Origin of the sequence: Arenimonas sp. SCN 70-307 (genome assembly GCF_001724815.1) — a bacterium.
GTDB lineage: Bacteria > Pseudomonadota > Gammaproteobacteria > Xanthomonadales > Xanthomonadaceae > Arenimonas.
The window spans coordinates 36207-47396 of sequence record NZ_MEDO01000024.1 but is presented as its reverse complement, the minus strand read 5'-3'; the positions used below and the strand labels follow the sequence as shown (position 1 = coordinate 47396).

Below are 11190 nucleotides of genomic sequence, written 5' to 3'. Positions count from 1 at the left end.
CCCCACGCGCCGATCAAAGACCTCGATGCGCCAGGACCGATCACCCAGGGAGGGCAGCGTTTGGCCCAGGGCCTCGAGATCGGCCAGCCAGTGCTGCAGGCCCTCGGTAATGAGCACTCCGCGGCGGCCGGGGGCATCCAGGTGGATGACGGGGGCCTGGGACGGGACACCGACTTCTCGGCCCGTATGCGCCGAGAGATGGAGGGCGTCAGACCCGCCATAAAAGGGGTCGTGGTGGTGGACCGCTCCACGGCGAATAAAGGCCCGCCACCAGCCTTCGTCAGGCCAGTGAGAATTTTTCGCAAGCTCTGTCGGCGAGGGGCCGTCCAGAGGAGCGAACTCCTGGGGAACCATCCAGTACTGGCATGCCGGCTTCCAAGCCCAAGCCGCGTAGTAGTCGATCAGGTCGTCCCGGCCCCAAACCTCTCGGATTAGAGCGAGGACCTCTGACCCCTCGACGGGCTTGCCAGCTCGGTACCACCACACGAGGCCCTTAGGAACATCACGCCACCCCAAGAAGCAGTTGAACGCGTAGTGCAACGCACCCCAGGTACCACAGGCTTCTTCAAGGGAACCGGTGACAGGTCGAGGCAGCGCGTCGCGGGATGCAGGATCCGCCAGCGCACGAAAGAGCGCCGGCACAAGCCGCATCCATGGATCTTCGCGATTGTCGCTACTCACTGGACTCGGTGTTCCCGGCAATCCCGCTCAGGTTACGACACCTAGGCACTTCTTCCTGACTACGAAGCCACACCACCCCAGCGAAGGCGAGAAGTAATGACTCCGATACAACACTACACTCCCCGCACATCAACTTGGCCGGTAACCGTCGTAGCGATTAGAGCTGCGCGGCGCTCACGCAGAAGAGCAATGGCGGCCTCAGCCATACAACAAAGATCATCCGACTTCTTTAGCAAACCTGCGATATGGACTTTAATTGCTTTCTGTTCATCCATTGGCGGAAAGGCAACCATTCGGCCCGCCATCGCACTCAATGGAATCCTCGATCTTGTTGTACCAGTTGCCAACTGGCCTGCATCGAATGCTGCGCCTGCACAGAGTTGATGTGCGATGAACTCAGGACACATGTCATCAAGGAGGCGGAATCGAAAGCAATCTGCCTTCACCAATGCCGGGCCGAGGTTAGCCGGAGCAACGCAAGCCCTACCGAGTAAGTTGTTGTCGTCACCAAGTCCGGCGACCAAAACATCGCCGTTCAAAACTGCATGGCCTTTCAGCTCGGACTCAAAGTACTCCTGATCAAGATACACAGGCTCGCCCATCCTGAATCGACCCGCGCGGATGTTTTGAAGCCTGACCACAAGTGCGCCTTGGTCTGTGTAGTGTGAGGACTTTATCCCTGAGCCAAAAGGACCATCGCATCTCTCGCGGGAAACTCGCGCCAACGGCGCGACTCGCCAATGCGCCGGGATCTGCCCCATCCACGCAACGCCGGAGTCCTTCATCGGTGCATCGGGATTTAGCCCCTTGGTCACTGCATGGGAGATGACCGCCTGGCGCTTCTCCGCCAGCAGCGCGAGCAGGCGCTCCTGCTCGTCGATGAGGGCGTCTATTTTCGCGGCCTCTCGGTCAAGGAAGTCGGCTATGAGCCTTTGCTCAGGCTTTGGCGGCAGCGGGAATATCGCTTCCCTGATTAGGAACTGGTTTAGCAGCTTTGCGCCATAAATGTTCTCGGCCGCATTCTCGACAAGAAAAATCGGAAATGCGTAGTACGAAAATCTCAAATCGAGATCAGCCGACTCCCGGAAGGACGCGATAGCCTCGTTAGAGAACATCGGCTTACCAGCAAACGCCACTTGGCCAACCGAGAGCTTGAAGCTAAACATCAAGCTGCCGGCCGGAATCAGCTCCAGACCATGATCTTCTGCCGCCTTGGCACTGATCGACTTAGCAGTATTGAGGATCACTCGCTGCCCCAAGTCCGAAATATTGGCCCAAGGGCAATCCCCTTCGTACGCTGCCGAATCTCCCGTTGGCGGCGTCCACCCGGTAGTGAAGCTACAGACCCGCTTTGTCTTTGTTAGCGACCAATGCCTGGGGTAACGACCGAGCCACGGAAGACGGCATTCCTCGTAATCGGCGTAACCTTTCATCTTCATGCGCTCATCTCGCCGAGCACCCGCAAAATATTCGAAGACACCGCCCTCAGATCGGCATCAATCTCCTCAAGCGGTCGCGGCGGCTCAAACACATAGAAATGTCGGTTGAACGGGATCTCGTACCCCACCTTGCTTTTGGTCTCGTCGATCCACGCATCCGGGGCGTGAGGGAGGACCTCTCGCTTGAAGTAAGCACCGATGTCCTCGTTGAGCGGCACGTTCTCGGAGTCGCGCAGGCTGCTGTCTGGCTGCGGCTTTCCCTTCTGCTTCCCTTTCTCGAACAGGACCACATTACCGACCTCGTCGCGCAGGGGACGCTCGAAGGTAATGGCCGTGTATCCGAAAGCCTCATTGCGGAAGTGGCGGGCCAGCGGCACCCGCTTGGCCTTGCCGCCCTCCGGCCCAGCCGGGGTGACAGCGTCCTTGGCCAGAACATCGCGACCCACCTCTTTGCCGGATGCGTCGAGCAGCATGACCAGGTCGGCTTCGGCAAAGTCGCCGAACAGACGGGTAACCAAGGAGATGTGCTCGTCGCGCATCTCTTTGCGCTTGCTGCCAAGGCTCTTGCGCATTTTCTGCCAGAAGTGCGAGCCGTCGATCAGCTGCACCCAGCCCCGGCGGGCGGGTGGCTTCTTGTTCGAGACCACCCAGACATAGGTGGCAATGCCGGTGTTGTAGAACATGTCCGTCGGCAGGGCGATGATCGCCTCCACCAGGTCGTTCTCCAGCAGGTAACGGCGGATCTCGCTCTCACCGCTGCCAGCTCCGCCCGTGAACAGCGGCGAGCCGTTGAGTACGATGCCGAAGCGGCTGCCGCCCTTGCCATCGACCACCGGCGTCATTTTGGCCACGAGATGGAGCAAGAAGAGCATCGAGCCGTCGGAGACGCGCGGCAGACCAGGCCCGAAGCGCCCGTCGAAGCCCTTCTGCTCATGCTCCTGCCGGACGACCTTCTCGACCTTCTTCCACTCCACGCCGAACGGCGGGTTGGCCAGCATGTAGTCGAAGGTCTTCTTGGGGAACCCGTCCTCGCTCAGGGTGTTACCGGCGACGATGTTCTCCACCGCCTGGCCGCGGATGAGCATGTCCGCCTTGCAGATGGCGTAGGACTCGTCGTTGAGCTCCTGCCCATGAAGGGTCAGTCGGGCAGCGGGGTTGTGCTCGGCAAGGTGCTCCGCGGCAACGGACAGCATTCCGCCGGTTCCAGCCGTTGGGTCGTAAATGGTGCGCACGACCGCGTTGCCGGGTGTCAGCACGTCGTCATCCTCGATGAAGACGAGGTTGACCATCAGCTTGATGACTTCTCGCGGAGTGAAATGCTCACCAGCGGTCTCGTTCGAGAGCTCGGCGAACCGGCGGATCAACTCCTCGAAGACATGGCCCATCTGGGCGTTGTCGACCGACCCAGGGTGCAGATCGATGTTGGCGAACTTCTCGGTCACGAGGTAGAGCAGGTTGGCCTTGGCCAGGCGCTCGATCTGGGTGGCGAAGTCGTACCGCTCGAAGATGTCCCTGGCTTCCGGGGAGAACCCCTGCAGGTAGGCGTAAAGGTTCTGCTTGATGTGGTCCTGGTCGCCGAGCAGCTTGGACAGGTCAAGGTCGGAGCTGTTGTAGAAGCTCTGGCCGGAAGCTCTCTTAAGGAACGGGTCCGAGCTCACCCCCGCCTTGGTCTTCGCCTCCAGCTCCTTCAGAACCTTCGCCTTGGTCGGTGCGAGGACGCAGTCCAGGCGACGCAGTACCGTGAAGGGCAGGATTACCTTTCCGTATTCGTGGGGCTTGTAGTCACCCCGAAGCAGGTCGGCCACCGACCAGATGAAGGCGGAGAGGCTTTGTTGGTTCATTCCGGGCGGTCCCCTTTGAAGACGCTAAGACTATCGGGGGATTCTGTCTCATCTGCAGAGACAATCGCGAGCCCCCGGGATTTCCCCCCCCACCCGCCCCCTCCCTCGCCCTGGGGTCGGGGTGTCGGTTCGGTTGACGGGTCATGCCGGACAAGACCCGAACTCGCCGAAGGACAAGGAGATCCAAGCTCGGGACCGCCCCGACGACCTGGCCGTCGGGCCCATCTGGGACTGGTTAGCAGAGCCGGATGTTAGGGCTAACCCGGATAACTCCCGGCACCTGTTTAGCCTCGGCGATAGATGGGCTCGGGTTTTAGTTCCGCAGCCCAATCAGGCACCGGATCCTCGATCGGCAAAGGCATCAAGCTGAGCGGTTTGTCCGTGAGCGTTCCCCGGGACTGGAGTTCGGCCAGGATGGCACGGCAGATCCGCGTGCTCGTCGACTTGGGCGTACCAACGGCTAACACCCAGTTTGGGGTGTCCAGATGCGGGTCGAAACGCATGTCGACGAGATATGCAATTTCCACATCGGGGAGCGTGGCCAGAATCTCACTGACGCCCCTAATCAGTAGCTCGGGAACATTTTCGGGGTTCGCGACGGCGATCTGCGTGCGTTCCTCGTAATTGTCTGCTTCCAGAACTGCAACTTGCCCAGTGCTGAGCAGAACACGGATCTCCTCTGGGTAAAGCTTGCACCAATGGTTATTCGGATTGAGGATAAGAGTGGCTCCTAGTGTGCTCTCCAAGAAGAGCCGGCCATTGATCGCCACAGTACGAGCATTACCTCGCGCGGCCGCCTCGGATTTTCCGGGGTCAGAGAAGAAGGGCAGCAGAAGCTCTCCGTCGGGCCCGTTGAATTGGATGAATCGAATTCGCCCGCTCTGGTCGTTAAGGGGGACATGGGCATAAACGGTGGCGTCCAGCAGTGCGCGGAAGAACTCGGGCTCTTTACGTCGGTCGCTGATCGACTCCTCGAGCAGTCTGTTGAGTTCTGATTGTTCGATTGGCATGGACTAGGCTCTGAAACTGGACGTTTTGCACTTACTCTTGCTCAACTTACAACGCGGCTTTTTGCCCAACTGCGGCCTGGTGCCTACGTCATCCGAAAAGACGCGCACCAGGCCGTTCACTTCGGCGGGACCTCGGGGTCAAATTCCTGGACCGAAAGCCCTGGCTGATCCTCTGAAGGGCCAGGGCGCGTGGGCTTTCGAGCCCAGGCCTCAAGGAACATCGCCATATGGAAGCGATAGCTGAGGGCCTCAGACGGCACGGAAATGCCGTGCCGGGCCGCTAGGACCGTGGCGTAGGCCACCTGGGCATCCGTGGGGGGCTTTAGGTCCCAATCAAGGCAGTCCCTCAGGAGGTCCTGCAGCCGGTACTCCAGGGCCTTTGGCTTCCTCCAGGGCCGGCGAGACGTAGAGCTCGAGCGTCAGGTCCACGGCCGGGTGGACCAATAGCAGGGGCATAGGCCAGGGACTCGGGAGCCGGAGAACAGGGCCGGATGGTAGCCCGTTTTTACACGTTTTTCATGTATTTGGCCGGCGCACCTAGCGTGTCCACCCAGGAAGGGACCGGACCGCCATGCCCAAGAAGACCATTTACGCCAAGGAGTACCGCGAACTGGTCACCGAGCTCCGCCGGACCCGCAAAGCCCTCGGCATTACACAAACCGAGCTGTGCGACGCCCTGGGCTGGCCTCAGCAGCGCCTGTCCGCCATCGAGCAGGGAGGGCGACGGCTGGACGTAATGGAGTACTTTTTGCTCGCCGAGAAGCTCGGGATATCGCCGAAGAAGGCCATGACGCTGGTGCTCAGACTGCGAAGGAAATGACAGCGTCAAACTTCGAAGACTGGAAGCCCCAGAGCGATTAGGCCGGCGACAATACGCCCTCCTAACGCGAAGGTCTCTATCGCTCAGGTCGCATCAGAGTTACCACCCCCTCTGGATGGGGGTCGCAGAGGTGCCGACAATTGCTGCACGGTCATCCCGTGCGCTACGGCATTTGCGAGATACGTCGCAAACCTCTGGTCGTATTGATTTAGTGTCGCACGAAGAGCCTCAACCTCTGCCTCGAGCCGAGCGAGCCTTTGTGGCTCCGACAAACGCCCACTTGTCCGATTCCCGCTCTTTGCGTGCCTTCTGCGCGCTGACTCATGGGACAGATAGGCATCCTTGATCTGACGATGCTTCTCAAGCGCCTGGCGCGTCCAAACATAGCCATCACCAGCATGCTCGCTCGCTAGGCGCTTAACGTCTTCCCAGGTCAGCGCAGTCGTGACAGACAACGACTCTATTGCACGCACTACCCTAACAATGCCGTCTTCCGTAAGGAACTTGCGAGCACGTCGCCGTGAATTATTCATTGGGAGAACCGTCCCCGACGCTCGAAGCCGCAAGATGCACGAGCGTGCCGTCAGGTACAGACGCGTCTTTGTGGACCGCCAGAATTCGCTCCAACTTAATCAGCTTCCTCCGGTGCGCCTTCTCCCAGTTTCCGGCACCATACGTGCCTTCACTCTTCTGAATTTCAGCAGCAGCCAAGGCCTGCTTCGTTTCCAAAAGCTGACGCTCCGCCTCTGCCATCTCCATTGAGTCTGCCTTGACGACTAAGTGCTCAAGACATCCCCAGCAAGCCTCATGCTCAGGACACGGGGAAGCCGCCCAGTCATGGAAGCATCGTCCAAGCTGCGTCCTATGAATGCCTCGAATCAGATCTGACGCGAGATCTCCTCGAGCCACCGGATCCGGGATCGCTCTGACATAGTCACCAATCGGGCCTTCAACCGTGCCGTCAACAAGCCGCTGACGCACCTTCCGCGCGAGAGATATCCCAGTCTCATGATCGTAGGCACTGTTCTGTGAAAGGTCCTTCCGCCCCATCCAACGCGCCCGAACGAGCTCGGGCACCCCGCCCTCCGCGGCGACGGTATCAAGGAAATGACGGAATTGATGAGTCCGAATTTTGATTATCGCGCCACTGGAGTCCCTTAAGCCACGCCGCTCGAAGATCGACTTGGCTGAGCCGCTACTGCTGGACCGACCGCAAAGATAATCGCTGATGTTCTGATCGGTGACAGATACTGCCGTCCCGTTAATTGAAGCCTTCCTGCTATGGAAATAATTCCTTGGCACAACGGCGAGCAACTCGTGCACTCGAGCCTCGCCAAGATCTCCCCCAAAACTGATACTTGCTCCGTGAATCAATCGCGACACCGCCCCCTCAACATCACCCTTCATGCAACTCTCGCCCCGAGTCGAAGCCGCTCCAGCCCTAACGTTTGACTCAATCCATATCCTCGCGGTGTCGGCCTTGCGAAAACCGAGCATCCCAGCGACATCCTGAAGCGAAACCAAGGCATCAGAGGGCAAGGAATCCCACGGCTCACCGAACTGGGCGCGACCCGGATTTTCAAATGCGAACCGCGCCCGATCAGCATATGGCGACGTTACTCTCAGAAGGTCAGTGACGGCTCGGCGCGCAATCGGAACAAGCTCGGTTGGAACCCATTTGATTCTCGAAGCCTCTCTTCCACCCTTTTCTGGAACATATCTCAGACCGAAATGGGGCGACACTGGGTTGCCGTCCGCACCCAGCGCCAGCTGACCAAGATCATCCCTTACCGCCTCTTCCACCATCAAATCTCGGAATAGGGCCAGAGCCTCGTTCACTCTGAATCCGCAGCAGAACAGAAGATCCACAACCCGTTGACAAACCAGGTCCCGATCATCCAAATCTTCGGCGTTAGATAGCGCGGCAACTGCATAGAGAACTTCGTCGGACAAAAGCAGGCGCTCGCGCCGCTCCCGAAATCTCTTCCCAACACGATTCGCCTTCAGCCCTCCAGCCCCCTCAGGCCGCTCAACCCCGTGCTTCCAGACCATAGCAACGGGGGCGAGCCCCAGGGAATCGACCTTCGCGGCCACATACTGCAGATAGTTTGCCACCCGGTAACTAGTGTAGGGCTTCTCGCGAGAAAGAAGTTCTTGCACAGCGTTATCGAAGTGGGCACGAACGAGCCGCCACGGACTGACTTCATCTGCGCCACTACTCCTCTTAAGCTCTTCGTACAGGTATCGAAGGGCGCGGACGAGCACCATCTGAGCAGACGCCGTAGGTCGCTTTGTCCCACTTAATGCCTTATCGACGACTATCGCACGAACGAAATCCCCAAAGACACGAGGGAACGCCGGACCGAGGGACCCCGGAGATGACGACGTATAGATGTGGGTCGTGAAATGAATTCTCTCATTCACACGAGAACTAGCCCTCCGGGCCTTTCCGACGACCCATGAGGATTGCTCCCAATCAACATCCGCGTATGGATTGAGCGACCGCATCTCTGCGCAGAATTCCTCGCATGCAAGCTTGGACCGCCTTTCCTGCGAGGTTAGGAATTTAGCCATTTGAGCTACTAGCCTTCGTCTTGATAACCGGCGCCCGCGGTCTTTCTGACCACATCAGCAACAGCCAGAATCGTTCTATCGTGGACTTGGACGATTCGGCCATCAAACCCAAGTTCAACTTTCCTTTTTCGATCTTTGACAAGCTCATCCAGAACAAACCCATGCGGGCCATCAACCCATGGCTCAAACTTGGGACAGGTGTAACAGGCAAGAGGGGCGTCTAGACCACATGTGGAAATCGAACAATGCCCGACGTCGCGAAGGTCGGATGAACCGCCCCGAAACTTAATGACGCTCGAAACCGCGTCACTTCCTGCGGAAAAGGGAGGTCTGGGAACGATTCGACCCAGGAATGCGTTCGCCAGAGGCGCAAGACGGAGGGCCATTGCCGCATCCAGCTGACGCACCACCCCACCCCTGGAATTAAAGTAGACCATCACGTGCTGAAGATCCGTATGGTCTAGGGCATCTGCCAACTCAAGTGGCGAGCACCCCTCATCAACGAGTCGCGTCGCGAACGTATATCGCAATCGCCGTGGAGCCAAACGAAAGTTCAACCCATGCCTTTTTGCGAATCGGCTCATGGAATCCACGAAATACGCAAGTCGCCAGCGATAAGCATCAACCTCAAGCGTAGTGCCTATAAATCGCTCCCGTGGCTTCCTGGTCAAGAACAGAGGAACTTCGCCGCCCAGACTTTGAATGTGTGAACTCCTCCCACAGTCGGCGGCGTTTCTTTGTTTGAGTAAGTTAATCGAGGCAGCCAATCGATCGCTAAGCCGCCGCCGCCTAGATCCCACAACTGCCCTAACCCCACGTTTCTTCAGGCGAGGAACATGCAGCCAGTGAACTGCCCGGCCATCTGGAAGAACCTCAACCTGATAGTCCGCCTCATTGATTAGCTGAAGATGGGCACCATAGAGTCCGAATGACTTGCTAAGAAGAACGGCAACGAGCGACTGCAGGTCCGCCGTTTGCATACGATCGAGATGGTCAAAATCCCTAGCTATTGCGGTCTCAACTCGGACATCCTCAACGAAGGAAATTGGCCCTTCATGAGGATCGTTGCTTAGGACCGCTTGGCCTTTTGCCGACCCCCCGATAGTCCGCTGCTCAAGCGTCAACGCAACCGAATCCAGGAAGTTGGGCAACTCGACGTCGGCACACCAGACATACCACCTTCTGAATGATTGAAGGCAGTCTTTACAACTGTCGGAGGTTACAGATTCATCATTCTCAAGAGCCGCCTTGAAAGCGTGAAACAGACTCATCCCGAGTTCGCCCGCTGCGAGCGACCTTAGCGCGTCGCGCTCGATCCTTGAGAACCCAGCAAGCAGCCTTGCAAAATCGTTGCCCGCACTCCGCGGAGAACCAATTTGCAGGCAATGGCACAGATAGGCCTTAACCGGAAGAACAATTCTTTGCGGAATAGGTTCGAAACGTTCCCAGTTGATACTGGTGTTTAGCCCGAGCAACCAACGCTCGGACGACGTCTTTACGCTTAGACCATCCCGGGTTTCCAGCAAAGTGGGAATCCCGTAGTCGACGTAATCAGATGCCCCACTAGTCTTGCCTGATCTCCTCGTCATTCAGCACCTCCAGACCCCTGCGAACGATTCCCCCTATTCTCGGACGCGTCGTTCATTCTAGAGATCCGTCGGTTAGCTGCCTCTGCGATGGCTCGACGCGCATATCTCGCTGGCATATTGGATCTTTCAGACCATCCCATCGCATAACATTGTTGCCGTTGAGTCCCCCAAGGGTCATAGGACTCCTTTTCGGCGAGATCAACCCAACGCTCGTTCCAGTCGTGCCGCAAGGAGTGGGAGACAAGCCGCCCAAACTCAGGGAAAGCCTCTCTCAGGCGCTCGTAGACGAGTTGAAAACCGCGCTGGCTGATCGGGTTGCCACGATTGTTCACGAAGACAAAGGGATGACGTCGCGCATCAGGGAAGCGAACCCTGTCTGCGCGAAACTTGTCCAACCATGTCTCAATGGAAAGGGCTAGCCTGTCGCTTATTTCGAGGACACGCGGCTTCGTTTTCAGCGTTGGCTGGTCAGCTCTTGGATCCTCAGGGTCATCGTGTCGCCGATGAAACGTGACGGTGGCAGGGCGTCGATTCAGACTGAGGTCCCTGACTTTCAGGCTCAGCACGTCACCCGCCCGAGGCCCCAGCTCGTAAGCCAGCATCACCATGGCGTAGTTTCTGCTGCGAAGTGCCGCGTCGGCCCAAGGGTTTCGCTCGCTTTCCGGGCGAATAACCTGAAGCAGGAGATCTCTAAGGTCAGGAGTGAGTCCACCCGCACTGTCCGGACTCTGGATCGCGGCCTCGGAAGGGGGCGCAACGGCACTTGCCCTCACCTGAAACCTCTTGAGGTCCCTCTGTGCCTTGGCAAAGGCTGCTTCACTAGAAGCCCGTGCAATCACCGGAGCGGCGAGCCAGGCTACGTAATCAAGGAAGCGAGAATACTTGTTCGCAGCGTGATCTCGATGCACTGAGCGCTTCTTGCGCCCACGCTTGCAGGAAGTGGCGAATGCCTGGAGTTCCTCGTGTGAAAGATAGGTCCCCTTGGCGATCCGCTCCTCAAGGCAGATTCCACGTGCACGCAGGTGATCCAGCGCCTCACCGACTGCCCGCACAGAGGCGGAGATGGTCCTAGCTGCCCTACCCCTTGAGCGCAGCCTGACCAGTGCAAACTCGGTGACCTTTTCGTCCGGCAAGCCAAAGGCTCCCCTGACGAGCAAGGGGAGCCTCTCTCCAGATTCCAGGACCGCGATGCGTACGCACCACGGCTTCGTCGACTCCTGTTCCAAGTGCACTCTC

At 58.4% G+C, this 11190-nt stretch carries 7 protein-coding genes; 1 reads left to right on the top strand and 6 read right to left on the bottom strand.

The features are described 5' to 3' along the window. Nucleotides 1–794: 794 nt before the first annotated feature. From ABS41_RS12160 to ABS41_RS12150, 3 genes are all read right to left on the bottom strand, one after another. Nucleotides 795–2114 carry a restriction endonuclease subunit S gene (locus ABS41_RS12160; RefSeq protein ID WP_290594894.1) on the bottom strand — a complete coding sequence of 440 codons (1320 nt, stop codon included), beginning with the start codon at nt 2112–2114 and terminating at the stop codon, nt 795–797. 2 nt (nt 2115–2116) lie between these two features. Next, nucleotides 2117–3961 carry a class I SAM-dependent DNA methyltransferase gene (locus ABS41_RS12155; protein ID WP_290594893.1) on the bottom strand — a complete coding sequence of 615 codons (1845 nt, stop codon included), beginning with the start codon at nt 3959–3961 and terminating at the stop codon, nt 2117–2119. 284 nt (nt 3962–4245) lie between these two features. Further along, nucleotides 4246–4971 (bottom strand): enhanced serine sensitivity protein SseB C-terminal domain-containing protein, encoded by a 726-nt coding sequence (locus ABS41_RS12150; RefSeq protein WP_290594892.1) that lies wholly within the window; start codon nt 4969–4971, stop codon nt 4246–4248. Nucleotides 4972–5542: 571 nt separating this feature from the next. Here ABS41_RS12150 and ABS41_RS12145 point away from each other — a divergent pair. Next, nucleotides 5543–5791: a helix-turn-helix transcriptional regulator gene (locus ABS41_RS12145; RefSeq protein ID WP_290594891.1), complete on the top strand. Its 249-nt coding sequence runs from the start codon at nt 5543–5545 to the stop codon at nt 5789–5791. A 525-nt stretch (nt 5792–6316) separates the two neighbouring features. Here ABS41_RS12145 and ABS41_RS12140 read toward each other — a convergent pair. The 3 genes from ABS41_RS12140 to ABS41_RS12130 form a co-directional block, all read right to left on the bottom strand. Continuing rightward, complete coding sequence (locus tag ABS41_RS12140; RefSeq protein ID WP_290594890.1) at nt 6317–8059, bottom strand: hypothetical protein; 1743 nt, start codon at nt 8057–8059, stop codon at nt 6317–6319. Between the two features lie 314 nt (nt 8060–8373). Continuing rightward, nucleotides 8374–9954, bottom strand: coding sequence for a site-specific integrase (locus tag ABS41_RS12135; RefSeq protein ID WP_290594889.1), 1581 nt, complete (start codon nt 9952–9954; stop codon nt 8374–8376). Further along, complete coding sequence (locus ABS41_RS12130) at nt 9951–11180, bottom strand: site-specific integrase (protein WP_290594888.1); 1230 nt, start codon at nt 11178–11180, stop codon at nt 9951–9953. Before ABS41_RS12130 ends, ABS41_RS12135 begins: the two co-directional genes overlap by 4 nt. Nucleotides 11181–11190 lie beyond the last annotated feature (10 nt).

Excerpts from the sequence above, each read along its gene's own strand:
- ABS41_RS12160 (WP_290594894.1), bottom strand. The coding sequence starts at position 2,114 with ATGAAAGGTTACGCCGATTACGAGGAATGCCGTCTTCCGTGGCTCGGT.
- ABS41_RS12155 (WP_290594893.1), bottom strand. The coding sequence starts at position 3,961 with ATGAACCAACAAAGCCTCTCCGCCTTCATCTGGTCGGTGGCCGACCTG.
- ABS41_RS12150 (WP_290594892.1), bottom strand. The coding sequence starts at position 4,971 with ATGCCAATCGAACAATCAGAACTCAACAGACTGCTCGAGGAGTCGATC.
- ABS41_RS12145 (WP_290594891.1), top strand. The coding sequence starts at position 5,543 with ATGCCCAAGAAGACCATTTACGCCAAGGAGTACCGCGAACTGGTCACC.
- ABS41_RS12140 (WP_290594890.1), bottom strand. The coding sequence starts at position 8,059 with ATGGTGCTCGTCCGCGCCCTTCGATACCTGTACGAAGAGCTTAAGAGG.
- ABS41_RS12135 (WP_290594889.1), bottom strand. The coding sequence starts at position 9,954 with ATGACGAGGAGATCAGGCAAGACTAGTGGGGCATCTGATTACGTCGAC.